A 15298-nucleotide genomic window follows, 5' to 3' on the forward strand; every position below is an offset into this window, starting at 1 on the left:
AGACTATCGCAGACGTGCTAAATTAGCGATAGCACATAGTTCTCGATCAATACCGCCACGGCGCCGGTGGCGATTGCGCCAAGGTGCACCCTTCGTATTTAGACCCTTGGTACGCCAGGTTCCTCGAAATCTCGCGTTGCGACGGCAGGCCTGTGCCCGCCTGCCAGCACCGCCTTGTTCAGCGAAGCGATAAGGTCTTCGACGCGCAGCGGCTTGCTGAGATAGTCATCCATCCCTGCATCCAGATACCTCTCGCGATCTCCGGCCATCGCGTTGGCGGTCAGGGCAATGATGAACGGCTGACGCGCATATTGGGGGCCGGGCGCGCGGATCAATCTTGTCGCTTCGAGACCGTCCATATCAGGCATTTCGATATCCATCAGGATAACGTCATGGCTGCCCTGAGTATAAGCGGCGACCGCCGACTGCCCGTCGACCGCCAGTTGCGGCTTGTAACCCAGACGCTCGAGCACCTTGGAGCCAAGCTTCCGGTTGGTGGCATTGTCATCGACCAGGAGGATGTGAAGCGGAAACTTCTGCGCCATCGTACTATCGAGAGCCGTCCCCTTCGGCTGATCTGATCGGATGGAGCGTGTCGGAGTTCCGACGAAGATCGACAGCAACGTATTGAGCAATGGCGACGGCTTGATCGGCTTGGAGAGCGTGGCCGCGAACTTAATGCCTTCCATTTCCTTCTTCTTGTCTTCAGGCATGGGCACCATTGAACTGAGCAGCACCAACGGAACGCTGCCGTTGCCTTCGAGCGCGCGTATTTGCCTGGCCAGTTCGATCCCATCCATGCCGGGCATGTTCATGTCGAGAACGATGACATCGAAGACCTCGCCTCCCGCAAGTCTTCGAAGCGCGTCGGCGGGATGTTCGATTGCTGATGCAGCCATGTTCCAGGACTGCGACTGCAGCGACATGATGCGCCGGTTTGTTGCGTTGTCGTCGACGAACAGCAGCCGTTTACCGGCCAACTCGTCCTTTGACGGCGCTGCCTGAGCCGTTTTTCGACTCGAGGCAATCGGAGCGCGGATGGTAAAGGAGAATGTCGTGCCTTTTCCTTCGGCGCTCTCCACCCAAACCTCACCGCCCATCAATTCCACCAGGCGCCTGCTGATCGCCAGACCGAGGCCGGTTCCGCCATAGCGTCTGGTCGTGGAGGCATCGACCTGGCTAAATGACCTGAACAGGCGATCCATCCGGTCCTTGGCTATGCCGATGCCGGTGTCGCGCACTGCGAACTGGAGCGTACAAATTTTCCGCTCGCCTTCGGCCTGTGGACTTGTGTCCGCGGCTGCGGACGGCACCTCCATCACGGAAAGCACGACCTCTCCTCGCTCGGTGAATTTGACGGCGTTGTTGAGCAGATTGATCAGAACCTGGCGTAGACGGTTGCCGTCGGCGACAATCGTTTCCGGCGTGCCGGGCTCGATCACGTAGCCGAGATCCAGTCCCTTCTCTGCCGTCCTCGGCGCGATCAGGTCTATCGCGCTTTCGAGACATTCGCGCAGTTCGAACTGCCGAGGATCAAGGTCGAGCTTACCCGCCTCGACCTTTGAGAAGTCGAGTATGTCGTTGATGATGGTCAGCAGCGCTTCCGCACTATTGTTTATCGTCTCGCCGATTTCCCGCTGCTCATCGTCAAGTTTGGTGGCCAGCATCAGGTTGGCCATGCCGATAACGCCGTTCATGGGCGTGCGGATTTCATGGCTCATGGTGGCGAGGAACGTGCTTTTGGCTTCGTTGGCGGCCTCCGCCGCTTCCTTGGCCTCCGTCAGGGCCAGCGAAAGCTCCTTGAGCTCGGTGAACAGTTGTGCGTTGTGAAGCGCCGCACCCGCATTGGCGGCGATGGTTGAAAGCAGCCGCAGCGAATTTTCGTTGAACATGCCCTCCCGTGTCGTGCTCTGCACGCTGATCACGCCGACATTGCCCTGCGCCGTCTTGATTGGAACGCCAAGGTAAGACAGCGCATCCTTGCCAACTGGAGTTGCTCCGATTTCCGCGCCGCGTTCCGCGACATCCTGATTGATGAGCAACGGCTCGCCGGTTTCTATGATCTTGCTTGTAAGGCCTTCCCCGAGCCGGAGCGTAGTGAAGGCCTCGCCGAACTGATACGGGAAATGGATGAGCTTGGTCTTTGGATCGAGCAGCGCGACATAGACGATGTCGGCGCTGAAAATCTCCTGCATCTGATCGCCTATCAGCTGGATCGTATTGCCAAGTTCAGCTTCACCTATGAGGGCTTGGCTAACCTTGCTGATCGCGCCCAGTTCAGCGGCGCGATGCTCGGTTTCCTTGAGAAGCCTCTGTGTCTCGTCGAACAAGCGGGCATTGGCGATCGCGACTCCCATGCTGGAGGCTATCGTCTGCAACAGGCGCACGTGGTTTTCGTCGAAGGCATCTGACTCGTAGCCTTGCACACTGACCACTCCGAGCGTTCTCTCGCCTGAATTGATAGGCACGCCAATGTATGAAGAGGTCCTGTCGTCTTCGTCTGGAAAATAGGCACCGCGCCTTTTTCCTTCCTCCATGGTGTTGAAAACCAACGGCTTTCCAGTGGAGATAATTTCCGATGTAAGTCCTATCCCCAAAGGGAACGGCTCGATGGTCTTGTAGCCCCTGTAGTAAGCGTAAGGAACTCGAACTAAACCGGATTGACTATCATGCAACAGAATCTCGCTGACCTCTGTGCCGAACGCCTCCCTCACTTTATCGCCCACCAGTCGGATGACGGTGTCAACATTCAGCGACTTCGTCATCGCTTCGCCGACGCTGTTGAGAATGGCCAATTCCTTTGCGCGGTCTTGCGCCATTTTCAGGAGCCGCTGCGTCTCGTCAAAGAGATACGCGTTGGCAATGGCAATGCCCATGCTGGACGACAGCCCTTGCAGCAGGCGCACGTGATCTTCGTTAAAGACATTCTTTTGGTAGCTCTGCACGCTGACCACACCGAGCGTTCTGTCTCCGGCAATGATCGGCACGCCCAGGTATGATTCGGTTCTATCCTCCTCCTTCGGCATCAGGGCACCCAGAGCAATGTGCTCGTCAATATTTCCCAACAGCAGCGGCTTGCCTGACAATATGACCTTCGAAGTCAGGCCTTCACCTATAACAAATGGTTCAGGATCCTGGTAATCGCCATAGAACGCGTAAGGGATCCTGATTAGATCCGACATCTCATCCCGCAATAGGATTTCGGTTACTTCAGTGCCGAATATCTCGCGAACCTTGTCGCCGACAATACGGGTCACTGTCTTCACATTCAGCGTTTTCGCCATCGCTTCGCCGACGCTATTGAGAATGGCGAGTTCCTTTGCGCGGTCCTCTGATATTTTCAGCAGCCGCTGGGTTTCGTCGAAAAGGCGTGCGTTAGCAATCGCCACGCCCATGCTGGAGGATAATCCCTGTAACAAGCGCATATGATCTTCGTTGAAGGCGTTTTTTCTGTAGCTCTGCACGCTAACCACGCCCAGCGTCCTATTCCCGGCAATAATAGGCACACCGAGATAGGTTTCAGTCTCGTCCTCTTCCTTGGGCATCAGGGCGCCCAACCCGATGGCTTCGTCGGCGGTCCCCAGCAATAGTGGCTTACCCGACAATATAACTCTCGAGGTAAGTCCTTCGCCCATCGCAAAAGGTTCAGGATACTGGTAATTGCCGTCGAATGCATAGGAGACGTTGATCAAATTGGACGTCTCGTCGTGCAGCAGGATTTCCGTCAAATCCGCGCCGAACATCTCGCGAACCTTGTCGCCAACAATACGGGTCACTGTTTCGACATTCAGCGTCTTGGCGGTCGCTTCGCCGACGCTGTTGAGGATGGCCAATTCCTTGGTGCGTTCCTCGGTGAATTGAATCAATCGCTTGTTTTCAACGGAAAGACGGTCAAGCTCGATCGTCGCGACTGCGTTGATATGTTCCAGTTCGGCAATACGCCGGTCGGCGGATGCCAGGCGACTGGCAAGGTCGCTTTCGACTGAGCCCTGCATATTGGCTTCTCCCAAAGGGACCTTCCGCCAGGTTCAGCGGAATGCTTTCCCACCCGCATATTAGCAAGTAGTTTTACATGCCAGACGACTGATTGACAGTACCGTCGAGGGGTGGCTTTGGGACAAGCTAGACTCTGCGGCTCGGACCCTGTCTGCTTCCGGCCAGTGGCAAGATTGCTGCAGCGGCCGAGATGCGGCGCAGAGCTGCCGTTCCGAGGCTAGCCCTCCAACCCAATCCCGGAAGCACTTAAATCTCGGAGCCACTTAGGAGTGCTGGCAGGCGGATGGAATCGGTCGGCCCCTAATCGAAAGACGCTCTCTCCGCCATTTAACTTGATTGATTTCTATATTTTTTCGGAGCAAGCCGAGCCTTCATGCTCGACCAGGTGATATCTGAAACGATCGCGCACGAATTCGTTGAAGAACTGTCCTTTTGAGAAAGCCGCCTTGAAAGCCGTGTAGACCTCGGGTCCTACGTCCTCATAGTCATAGCGCTTGCCGGTCGGGACGAACCATACCGAAAGGACCCGCTTCGACGGATCGTAGTGGATATTCCGGATCGCGGTGGAAGGCACGTGAAGGCTCCTGCTTCCAACTCTTAATTCGTCGTGCGCCGCGCGGTTCCGCCGCGCCGGCTTGCACAGGGGCTCCGATTGCCTATCTGAGCCGCATGACTTCATTGAAAAGCCGAGCCGACGACGATTTCCAGGGCGATCTCTTCGGTGCGCCCGCAAGCCTGCCGCCCGCGCCCGAAGGCTTCTCCTACCAGCCAGGCCTGATTGCCCGCGACGAAGAACACGAGCTGGTCCGTCATATCCAGGGCCTGCCTTTCAAACCGTTCGATTTTCACGGCCATCTTGCCAACAGGCAGGTCGTCGGCTTCGGCCTGCGCTATGACTATGAGCGCCGCCAGGTGCTCGAAGCGCCGCCGATTCCGGACTTCCTGCTGCTGCTTCGCGCCAAGGTGGCCGCCTTCGCGGCGGTCCCGGCCACCGAATTCGCGCAGGTGCTGATCAACGAGTATCGGCCGGGTGCCGGCATAGGCTGGCACCGGGACAAGCCGCATTTCGAACTGGTCGCCGGCGTTTCGCTGCTCGCGCCCTGCAGCTTCCGGCTGCGCCGTAAGAACGGCGCGGCATGGGATCGTGAAACGATCGAGGTTGAGCCCAGGTCTGTCTATCTCATGGCCGGCCCGTCGCGAAACGAATGGGAGCACAGCATCCCGCCTGTTGAGCAACACCGCTATTCCGTCACCTTCCGGACAATGCGCGCTTCGTAAGTTGCCGCGCCGGCGAATGTCCGGGAACCATCGTCCGGCCCCGGGGTTGTGTCGTCAGGTTTCCCGATGGAAAGGAAAGACGATGCGCATGTTGACGATAGTCCTGACCCTGTCGGCAATGGCATTGGCGCAGCCCGCTTCCGCTCAACGCGCCGATCCGCAGCCGCCGCAAGTCCTGCCTCCGGCCCAGCAGCCCGCCCCCGACCAGGCCCAGCCTGGCGAGGACAATGCCGGCCAGAATGTCACCAACATTGTCGTGGTCGCATTCGAGGATTTGCCTTCGGAAGTGAAAGCTCAGGCCGAGGCCATCGTCACCAGGACGACGGCCAAGGAGCTGGCCAAGCTGCAGAGCTCGGTCGACGCCTCGCCCGAGGCGACGTCGGTTCTGCATGCCAACGGACTGAATTCCTCGCAAGTCGTCGCCGCCAACATTGACGGTGACGGCACGCTGACCCTGATCATCCAGACGACGGCATGACCCGGCTGGACGGCGGCTGACGGGCCGCGGTCCGCCTTCGATACTCACCCTTGCGAGGTCGTCATGACCGAAGCCGCGGTCCGTAACTTCACGCTCAACTTCGGGCCGCAGCACCCGTCGGCGCATGGCGTGCTCAGGCTGGTGTTGGAACTGGACGGCGAAATCGTCGACCGTGCCGATCCGCATATCGGTCTGCTCCACCGCGGCACCGAAAAGCTGATCGAATACAAGAACTATCTGCAGGCTCTGCCTTATTTCGATCGGCTCGACTATGTCGCGCCGATGAACCAGGAGCATGCCTTCTGCCTTGCCGCCGAAAAGCTGCTCGAACTGTCCGTCCCCCGGCGCGGCCAACTGATCCGCGTGCTGTTTTGCGAGATCGGGCGGCTCTTGTCGCATCTTCTCAACGTCACCACGCAGGCCATGGATATCGGCGCGCTGACGCCGCCGCTATGGGGTTTCGCCGAACGCGAGAAGTTGATGGTGTTCTATGAACGCGCCTCCGGCGCCCGTATGCACGCGAACTATTTCCGCGTCGGCGGCGTCCACCAGGATCTGCCGGGGCAGCTCTTGGATGACATCTGGGATTTCTGCGATCCGTTCCTGCAGGCCTGCGACAATCTCGAGGGCCTGCTCACCGACAACCGCATCTTCAAGCAGCGCAATGTCGATGTCGGCGCGATCTCGCTCGACGACGCCTGGGGCCTGGGCTTCTCCGGCGTCATGGTGCGCGGCTCGGGTGCCGCCTGGGACCTGCGCAAGGCGCAGCCCTATGAATGCTATTCCGAAATGGATTTCGACATCCCCATCGGTAAGCACGGCGACTGCTACGATCGCTATCTGGTACGCATGGAAGAGATGCGCCAGTCGGTGCGGATCATGCGGCAGTGCCTGGAAAAGCTGCGCTCATCGGATGGCCAAGGTCCTGTCGCCGTGCCGAACCAGAAGATCACGCCGCCGCCGCGCGCCACCATGAAGCGCTCGATGGAAGCGACCATCCATCATTTCAAGCTTTATACCGAAGGCCACCGCGTGCCGCCCGGAGAGGTCTATGCCGCGGTCGAGGCGCCGAAAGGCGAGTTCGGCGTCTATCTGGTTTCGGACGGCAGCAACGTTCCCTATCGCTGTAAGATACGCGCACCGTCCTTCGCCCATCTCCAGGCCATGGATTTCCTGTCGCGCGGGCACATGGTGGCCGATGTCGCGGCGATCATCGGCTCGCTCGACATCGTGTTCGGCGAGATCGATCGCTGAACAAAAGGGAGCGCGGAGAGCCCGCCAAGTCTCCGTCGTTCCCATGGAGGTCTTGAACGGTCGCGATCGTGGGCATCGCGGCCAGCGCTAGAGCAATTCCAGAGACAGTGCCCGCGTTTTTCCGTCCGGAATAGCGTCGGACAAAGCGGTGGAGCGGAAAGCCGTTTCCATGAAACGGTGAACCGCTCTAACGCATGAACACCGCTCTCAGCCAGGCGAGAATGCCCGCACCCGGCGAGATCGCCGCCCGCACGCGCGATGCCGCCCAGCGGGCCGGCATGTTGGCGCCGACATGGCAATGGCAGACGACCTCATGCAGCTGCCAGTCGCTCATCTCGAAAAAGCGCTTGGCTTCGCCGTAAGTGTCGTCGCGCAAGCCTTGCGCGCGAAAGATCGGGTCCTCGAAAGCGATGGTGATCGCCGATCCGTCTGTGCGCATTCTTTCACGCACGTCGGGTGCGGCGTATTCGGTGCCTGCCAGCGCCGTGAGGCGGCGGCTCGGACTATCCTCCAGAAGTTGCGCCCAGCGTTCAAGGCGCTGGCCGCGATTGGCGATGAGAGCCGGTGCTTCGGCATGAACGTCGGCAACGGCGTTGATCTGGTCAAGGGTTTGGTGCTTCACGGCCGTCTCCTGTGTCGGCAGATGGCCCCCGTCCACAACGGGATTTAAGGCGCCGACCGACGCCGGCAAGAGCCGAAACAGCCACGTAGAATCATTTGATCATTATCTGCCGCCATCGCGCGGCCCGATCGTGTTGGAACCATCCGCGGGCGCGACCGTTCTGCCAGCTTGTGCCGCCGATTACTCCCGACGAAGCGTCCGAGTGCGGCGATCACCTCCATCATTTCAGGTCGGGCAGGGCATCCCGCTTGTTGGGATCGCAGCAGAGCACCAGCGGAAGGAAAACGCGATGGCCATTCTCCCCAATCCGGACCCGGCTCCCACGCCAGTGCCCACGCCGCCCATCCCCGAACCGAAGCCGGTGCGCGAGCCGGATCCGGATCGGCTGCCTGACGAGGAGCCGATCCCCAATCCCGACGAGAACGACACGCCGCCGAAGCATTCCACGCCGAGGCGGCGCCGGCCTTGAATGGCTCATGGGCGGTGCTTCCAGCGCCGCCCATGGCGATCACTCATTCCCCACGCATGGTCGGCAGGTGCTTCTTCTGCGTTCGATCATGCGTTCGCGGTAGACGCCGTAAATGACGTCGGTGTCGTGCAGCGTCACGGGCTCGGCGAAGGGGTAATCACCCGAACCGCGCCGCCGTCCACGCCCCTTCCGCCGCGTTCGACGCCACCGCCGCGGCGACGAACTTCACGCCGCGCGCGCCGTCGACGACATCTGGGATCTGCGCCACGCGCGCCGTATCGACCGTTCCACCCGAGCGGTGCGCGCGAATAATGTCGGCGGCGTCGCGGTAGAAGTTGGCGAAGGCCTCGATATAGCCTTCCGGATGCGCCGCCGGCATGCGCGAGACGCGCCGGGCTTCCGCCGTCGAGCCATGGCCGCCACGCACCAGCGTGCGCGTTTCCTCGCCATAGGGCGAGAAGCGCAACTCCTCCGGCCGCGATCCAGACCATTCGAGCCCGGCCTTCTCGCCATAGATGCGCACCGACAGGTCGTTGTAGTGGCCGGGCGAGGTCTGGCTGGCGAGGATCGTGCCGCGCGCCCCGTCCGTCCAGCGCAGCAGCACATGCGCGTTGTCGTCGAGTCGCCGCCCCGGCACGGCGGTGAACAGATCTGCAGAAACCGCCTCGGCCTCGAAACCGGAAATGAAGCTCGCCAGGTTGAAGGCATGCACGCCGATATCGGCGAGCACCGCCGACTGGCCGGCGCGCGCCGGATCGGTGCGCCATTCGGCCTGCTTCTGGCCCTCGGCATCGATCGGCTTGGTCAGCCAGTCCTGGATATAGGCGCCGTGCACCGACACGATGCGGCCGAGTTCGCCCGCCGCCACCATCTCGCGCGCCTGGCGCACCATGGCGTAACCGGTGTTGTTGAGCGTGACGACGAAGCGGCGCTTCCTGGCTTTGGTCAGCGCAACCAGCGCTTCGGCCTCGGCAAGCGTCGTCGACAGCGGCTTGTCGCAGATCACGTCGATGCCGGCTTCGAGGAAGGCGGTGGCGACCGGCGCGTGCAGATGATTGGGCGTGACGATGACCACCGCCTCAATGCCGTCCGGTCGCGCCGCTTCGGCCTTCGCCATGGCGCAGTAATCGGCATAGCTGCGCTCAGGCGCGATGCCGATCTCCGCCGCGGAGGCCGCGGCATTCTCCGGATCGGAGGACAAAGCGCCCGCGACCAGTGCGATCTGGTCGTCGAGCCGCATGGCCAGCCGATGCACGGCGCCGATGAAGGCGTTGCGGCCGCCTCCGACCATGCCGACCCGGAGACGTTGACGCGACGTACCGTCGGCGGTTGCATAGACCATGATTGCGATTATTCTCCCAAGTTCGATGTGCCGGTCGTCGCCGATGTTCGTCGTAACCGACCGCCGTTGTTTTCGAATGATATTTCTATTTTTTGTTTTGTAAAACGATTGTGCCGCGTTAGCTTTTGATCCAGGTCCAGCTAGACATGATCCCGAAAGTTGAGAACCGGTTTTCGGAAAAGATCATGCTTCAACAACGAGCTGGATCAGGACGACGGTTCAACGAAACGTCGTTCTGATCCAGCGGACCGCATCCGGAGGGCAGGGATCGGATGACGCATCCGATGGTTGGGGTCACGATGAGGCATATCCTATGAGCGGCCGCGGCAAGGCGGCCGACGAACAGTCTGCACACAGTCTGGAGACGGCGGCGAGAAAGCGGAGCCGGTCGCTGGCGGCACTTGGCTACACCAAGCCGCAAACCTATGAAGAGCTGCGGGCGGTGCTTTCGTCGGGCACCGTGCATTTTCCGAAGCGGCTTCGCCAGGTCGCGATCTTCCTATGGCAGCATCCGAGCGACGTGGCTCTGGGCACGATCGCGCAAGTGGCGGACCAGGCCGGCGTGCAGCCCTCGACCCTGGTGCGCTTCGCGCAGATCTTCGGCTACTCCGGCTTTTCCGATTTCCAGGTCCTGTTCAAGGACCGCATGAAAGGCTCCTGGCCGGATACGCAAGGCGGCCAGGACAAGGCCGAGGAGCCGAACGCGAACCTGCATTTCCTCAATGGCATGGTCGGTGCCTGCCAGGCCTCGCTCGGCCGCATCGGCAATAATTTCGATATCGCCGCTTTCGAGACGATGGTCGATCATCTGGCGGCCGCCGAGCTGATCTATGTGATCGGCAGCAAGCGCGCCTTCCCGGTCACCACCTATCTGTCGCTGACGCTCTCGCAGCAGGGCGTGCGCAACGTGCTGGTCGACAATGTCGGCTCGACTGCGCTCGACCAGGTCGGTTGCATCACGCCGCGCGACGCGGTGCTGGCCGTCTCCTTCAGCCCTTACAATTCGATCACGCCCGACCTCGTCGCCGTCGCGCATGAGCGCAAGGCGCGCATCGTCGCCATCACCGACAGCACCTTTTCGCCGCTGGTAAAACTCTCCGACACCTGGCTGGAAGTGGTCGAGCAGGATTTCGGCGGCTTCCGTTCGCTCGCCGCCTCGCTCGCGGTCGGCATGGCCTTGGTCCACGGCGTCGTCGCGCAACGGACAGGTTGACAAGAGCAATTCCAGGAAAAGCGTGAGCGGTTTTCCGTCCGGAATTGCGAAAGACAAGGAGATAGAGCGGTTCACCGGTTCCATGAAAACGGCGAACCGCTCTAGCACGATTGACTAAAGAGAACCATCGTTCCATATTTGAAAAAATGGAAACTTTGTTCCGGGAGGAGGAATGGAGGTTCGTCTCGACGGCAAGGTGGTGCTGGTCACCGGCGCGACGCAAGGCATCGGCCGGGCGATCGCCGAGATCGCCGCGCGCTCCGGCGCCGCCGGACTGCTGATCACTGGCCGTGACCAGGAACGTGGCGACACTGCCGCGGCAGAGCTCTCGGCCATGGGCACCGCTGCCGCCTTCGCTTCCGCCGACCTCGGTGATCTGCAAACCCCGGCGCGGCTGGCGCAGGCCTGCATCGAACGCTTCGGTCGCATCGACGGCCTGGTCAATGCCGCCGGGCTGACCGATCGCGCCTCTTTCGTCGACGCCACCCTCGACGATTGGGCATCGCTGTTTGCCGTCAACGCCCGAGCACCCTTCTTCCTGATGCAGGCGGCGATCGCCGACATGAAGAAGCGCGGACAGGGCGGCTCGATCGTCAACATCCTGTCGATCAACGCGCATTGCGGCTCGCCGGAGCTTGCCGTCTATTCCGCCACCAAGGGCGCGCTGGCGACGCTGACCAAGAACGCCGCCAACGCCCACCGCTTCGACCGCATCCGCGTCAACGGCATCAATGTCGGCTGGACCGACACGCCGGCCGAGCGCGTCATGCAAGCCGAGACGCTCGGCCAGGGGCCGGGCTGGCTAGACGCGGCCAATGCGACGCAGCCCTTCGGCCGGCTGTTCGCCGTGACCGATATAGCCAACCTTGCCGTCTTCCTGCTTTCCGATGCTGCCGGCCCGATGACCGGCGCGCTGATCGACCAGGAGCAATGGGTGATCGGAGCCAATCGTTGAGCGCGTCATCGCCCGAGAGCCTCAGCCCTGCCTTGCTCGATCGCTTGCCGTCCGAGGTCCGCAAGCCGGCCTACGATCGCGCCGCTCTGAAGCCCGGGATCGCCCATATCGGTGTCGGCGCCTTCCACCGCTGCCATCAGGCCGAATACACCGACGACCTGCTGGCGAAGGATTTCGACCGCTGGGGACTGGTCGGCATCAATATCCGATCTCCGCTGCTGGCCGATACGCTGGGGCGTCAGGACGGCCTCTACACGCGGCTGATCCGTCAGAACGACGAGGTCGAAGCGCGCATCATCGGCAGCATCGTTAGCGTCGTCGACAGCCAGGAAAGTGCGGCGCCGGCGCTGGACGTGCTCGCCTCGCCCGACATCGAGATGGTCACCATGACGGTGACCGAGAAAGGCTATTGCCACATTCCGTCGAGCGGCGCGCTCGACCCCGACCATCCCGACATCGCGCACGATCTCGCCAATCCCGAGACGCCGGGCAGCGTGCCAGGCATCCTGGCAAGGGCGCTGGAGCTGCGCATGGCCACGCATGGCCGGCCGGTGACGCTGCTGTCCTGCGACAACATCCCCACCAACGGCATTATCCTCGGCAATGTCGTGCGCACATTCGCCGAGCGGCGCGGCAGGAGGCTGGCGGACTGGATCGAGGCCAATGTCGCCTTCCCCTCGGCCATGGTCGATCGCATCGCGCCGGCGACGACCGAAGCCGATATCGACACCGTCGAGAAACGCTTCGGCTACCGCGACGGCGCCGTGGTGGTGGGCGAGCGCTTCCGCCAATGGGTGATCGAGAACCGCTTCGCCGGCCGCGTTCCGCGTTGGGACCGCGTCGGCGCGACCTTCGTCGACGATGTCACACCGTTCGAGCATCTCAAGATGCGCGTCCTGAACGGCGCCCAGACGACGCTCAGCTATCTCGGCGTTTTGGGCGGCTTCGAGCACACGTTCGAGACCATCGCCGACCCGCTTCTGGCGAATTTCGTCCGCCGCATGCTGACCGAGGAAGCATTGCCGACGCTGATGCCCGTGCCCGGCATAGCGCCCACTGCCTATGTCGAGCAGAGCCTGTCGCGCCTCGCCAACACGGCGATCCGCCATCGCAACCACCAGATCGCCACCGACGGCTCGCAGAAGATCGTGCAGCGTCTGCTGAGCCCGATCCGCGACCGCCTGGCGAAGGGCGAGAGCATTGCGCTGCTGTCGGTCCCGGTCGCCGGCTGGATGGCCTATCTGATCAAGGCATCCGTGCGTTTCGGCCGCGCCTGGCAGGTATCCGACCCCTTTGCCGGGAAAATTGCGGCGATCGCCGACCGCATCGGTGCGGACAGCGGCGCGCTTGTCGATTCGATCCTTGCCATCGACGCTATCTTCGACCCGTCCTTGGCCGCCAACGCCACATTCCGGGCGCATGTCGTCGCCGGGCTCGACGGCTTGCTTTCAGGCGATCCGATGGGCTTTGTCGGACAAGTCTGCGCTGGGCCAACCGATGCGCGGTTGAAGCAGCCGGCGCGATCTGCATAGTTAGCAACTGGGAGGGAACATGAAGCTTGGACTGCTGACAGCACCGTTTCCGGATACGCCACTCGGCGAAGTTGCCGACTGGGCGCGCTCTGTCGGCTTCGAGGCGCTGGAAATCGCCTGCTGGCCGAAGACGTCCGGGGCGAGCCGCCGCTACGCTGGCACCAGCCATATCGACGTGGACGTCTCAGCCGCGCAGGCCAAGGACATAGCCGCCGAGCTTGCCGGTAAGGGCCTGGCCATCTCCGGCCTCGGCTTCTACCCCAATCCGCTCCATCCCGACCGGGCGCATCGCGAAGCGGTGATCGATCATCTGAAGAAAGTGATCGTGCTGGCGAGCCGCATGGGGGTCCCGCTCGTCAACACCTTCTGCGGCGGCGACGCTTCGAAGACTATCGACGCCAACTGGGAGGATGCGCAGAAAATCTGGCCGTCGATCATCGCCCACGCCCGCGAGCATGGCGTGAAGCTCGCCTTCGAGAACTGCCCGATGATCTTCAGCTATGACGAATGGCCGGGCGGGCACAACATCGCCTACTCGCCCTATGTCTGGCGCCGCATCCTCGAAGCCTGGGGCGGCGACGTCGGCATGAACTTCGACCCCTCGCATCTCGTCTGGCAGATGATCGACAAGGAGCGCTTCATCCGCGAGTTCGGCAAGAGCATGCTGCATGTGCACGCCAAGGATCTGATGATTGATCATGATGGTTTGTACGAGCGCGGAATCCTTTCGGCTGGCATAGGCTGGCAGGTGCCGCGCATGCCGGGGCTTGGGGACATCGACTGGAGCAGGATTTTTTCGGGCCTCTACCGGGCCGGTTATGACGGGCCGGTCATCATCGAGCATGAGGATCGGCGCTTCGAGGGGACGGATGAAAAGGTCAAGCGCGGCTTCCTGCTTGCCCGCGACGTGCTGCGCCCCTTCATCAAATGACGAAAAACTTGGCTCCGACCGTGTCGGAGCCCTGGAACTGAACTGAAAAGATCAATGTGGAGGAGTACTGAAATGAAAAGACATCTGACCGTGGCCTCGCTCCTTGCCGGCGCCGCCTTGCTTGCCTCGGTGGGCGTTTCGGCCGCCGCCGGCAAGTATACGATCGGCATTTCCAATACCGTGCAGGGCAATGGCTGGCGCGAGGAAATGATCTGCGCGATGAAGGCGCAGGCGCTCGCATCCGGCGAAGTGACGAAGCTCAACATCGCCCACCGCAACACCGACGCCGCCGGCCAGCTCGAGGACATCCGCAACCTGATCAGCGCCAAGGTCGACGCCATCGTCGTCAACCCGGCCGATCCGGCCGGCATCAAGGCCGGCCTCGAGGAAGCCACCAAGGCCGGCATCGTCGTCGTCGCCGTCGACCAGGCGGTGACCGAGCCGTCCGCCTACATCATCTCCAACAACCAGGAACAATATGCCTATCTCGGCGCCAAGTGGCTGTTCCAGCAGATGGGCGGCAAGGGCGAGGTGTTCTACATGCGCGGCGCCGCCGGCGCTTCGGCCGACTCAGATCGCGACAAAGGCTTCAAGAAGGCGCTCGCCGAATTCCCCGACGTGAAGGTCGCGCAGGAAGTCTTCACCGGCTGGCAGCAGGACCAGGCCAAGCAGCAGATCCTGTCCTTCCTCGCCACCGGCACCCCGATCAACGGCATCTGGACCTCTGGCATCGACAACGTGATTGTCGACGCGCTGGTCGAACAGCAGGCGCCGATGGTGCCTGTGGTCGGCGCCGACAATGCCGGCTTCGTCGGCCAGCTCAGCTCGGTCAAGGGCCTGGTCGGTGCTGCGGTCACCAATCCCGGCTCGATCGGCGGCGCCGGCGTGACGCTCGCCTTGCAGATCCTCGATGGCAAGAAGCCGGCGCAGCAGACCGTGCTGGTCGAGCCGCAGCTCTGGGAAAACGCCACCGACGAAGGCAAGGCCAAGCTGAAAAGCGTCGTCGATCCATCGCTCAGCCCCGAATGGCCGGTCTCGATCTCGATCCCGGACTGGACGACCTACACCAAGGAGCAGATCGTAGCCTGCAAGGGCCCGGGCGAATAAGCGCCTGATCCGGACGCAAGCGCGAGGACGCTGGACCAAGGTCTGGCGTCCTTGCCATTTGATTTGGCACGCATAATTTGAGCCTTCGAGCAATTCCAGGAAAAGTGTGAGCGGTTTTCCG

The 15298-nt window shown here is 61.8% G+C and carries 13 protein-coding genes; 9 read left to right on the forward strand and 4 right to left on the reverse strand.

What is annotated here, in order from left to right; genetic code table 11:
• Positions 1-98 precede the first annotated feature (98 nt).
• Both FJW07_RS25075 and FJW07_RS25080 read right to left on the reverse strand, forming a co-directional pair.
• Positions 99-3995, reverse strand: coding sequence for a GAF domain-containing protein (locus FJW07_RS25075; RefSeq protein WP_140859168.1), 3897 nt, complete (start codon positions 3993-3995; stop codon positions 99-101).
• A 344-nt stretch (positions 3996-4339) separates the two neighbouring features.
• Entirely contained in the window at positions 4340-4570 is a 231-nt protein-coding gene (locus FJW07_RS25080; RefSeq protein WP_140642469.1) for a KTSC domain-containing protein, read from the reverse strand.
• Positions 4571-4665: 95 nt separating this feature from the next.
• Between FJW07_RS25080 and FJW07_RS25085 the strand changes: the two genes are divergently transcribed.
• The 3 genes from FJW07_RS25085 (at position 4666) to FJW07_RS25095 (ending at position 7006) form a co-directional block, all read left to right on the forward strand.
• Positions 4666-5274: an alpha-ketoglutarate-dependent dioxygenase AlkB gene (locus tag FJW07_RS25085; RefSeq protein ID WP_140859169.1), complete on the forward strand. Its 609-nt coding sequence runs from the start codon at positions 4666-4668 to the stop codon at positions 5272-5274.
• An 88-nt stretch (positions 5275-5362) separates the two neighbouring features.
• On the forward strand, positions 5363-5752 hold the full coding sequence (locus FJW07_RS25090) for a hypothetical protein (RefSeq protein WP_246677134.1): 390 nt from the start codon (positions 5363-5365) through the stop codon (positions 5750-5752).
• Positions 5753-5815: 63 nt separating this feature from the next.
• A complete protein-coding gene (locus tag FJW07_RS25095) occupies positions 5816-7006 on the forward strand; it encodes an NADH-quinone oxidoreductase subunit D (protein WP_140651331.1) in 1191 nt (396 codons plus the stop codon).
• A 187-nt stretch (positions 7007-7193) separates the two neighbouring features.
• On the opposite strand, the gene FJW07_RS25100 is transcribed toward FJW07_RS25095, so the two are convergent.
• Positions 7194-7628, reverse strand: coding sequence for a hypothetical protein (locus FJW07_RS25100; protein WP_140642478.1), 435 nt, complete (start codon positions 7626-7628; stop codon positions 7194-7196).
• Positions 7629-7917: 289 nt separating this feature from the next.
• Between FJW07_RS25100 and FJW07_RS25105 the strand changes: the two genes are divergently transcribed.
• Positions 7918-8097: a hypothetical protein gene (locus FJW07_RS25105; protein WP_140642480.1), complete on the forward strand. Its 180-nt coding sequence runs from the start codon at positions 7918-7920 to the stop codon at positions 8095-8097.
• A gap of 157 nt (positions 8098-8254) precedes the next feature.
• Here the strand turns inward: FJW07_RS25105 and FJW07_RS25110 are convergent, their stop codons facing one another.
• Complete coding sequence (locus FJW07_RS25110; RefSeq protein WP_140859170.1) at positions 8255-9439, reverse strand: Gfo/Idh/MocA family oxidoreductase; 1185 nt, start codon at positions 9437-9439, stop codon at positions 8255-8257.
• Between the two features lie 313 nt (positions 9440-9752).
• Between FJW07_RS25110 and FJW07_RS25115 the strand changes: the two genes are divergently transcribed.
• The 5 genes from FJW07_RS25115 (at position 9753) to FJW07_RS25135 (ending at position 15177) form a co-directional block, all read left to right on the forward strand.
• On the forward strand, positions 9753-10652 hold the full coding sequence (locus tag FJW07_RS25115; protein ID WP_140859171.1) for a MurR/RpiR family transcriptional regulator: 900 nt from the start codon (positions 9753-9755) through the stop codon (positions 10650-10652).
• Between the two features lie 172 nt (positions 10653-10824).
• Complete coding sequence (locus tag FJW07_RS25120) at positions 10825-11607, forward strand: SDR family oxidoreductase (RefSeq protein WP_140859172.1); 783 nt, start codon at positions 10825-10827, stop codon at positions 11605-11607.
• On the forward strand, positions 11583-13139 hold the full coding sequence (locus FJW07_RS25125; protein WP_140859173.1) for a mannitol dehydrogenase family protein: 1557 nt from the start codon (positions 11583-11585) through the stop codon (positions 13137-13139). Before FJW07_RS25120 ends, FJW07_RS25125 begins: the two co-directional genes overlap by 25 nt.
• 19 nt (positions 13140-13158) lie before the next feature.
• A complete protein-coding gene (locus tag FJW07_RS25130; protein ID WP_140859174.1) occupies positions 13159-14070 on the forward strand; it encodes a sugar phosphate isomerase/epimerase in 912 nt (303 codons plus the stop codon).
• A 72-nt stretch (positions 14071-14142) separates the two neighbouring features.
• The gene (locus FJW07_RS25135) at positions 14143-15177 is read left to right on the forward strand and encodes an ABC transporter substrate-binding protein (protein ID WP_140642493.1); all 1035 of its coding nucleotides are present in this window, start codon (positions 14143-14145) and stop codon (positions 15175-15177) included.
• The last annotated feature ends 121 nt before the right edge of the window (positions 15178-15298 follow it).

This window comes from Mesorhizobium sp. B3-1-9, assembly GCF_006439595.1.
Lineage (GTDB): Bacteria > Pseudomonadota > Alphaproteobacteria > Rhizobiales > Rhizobiaceae > Mesorhizobium.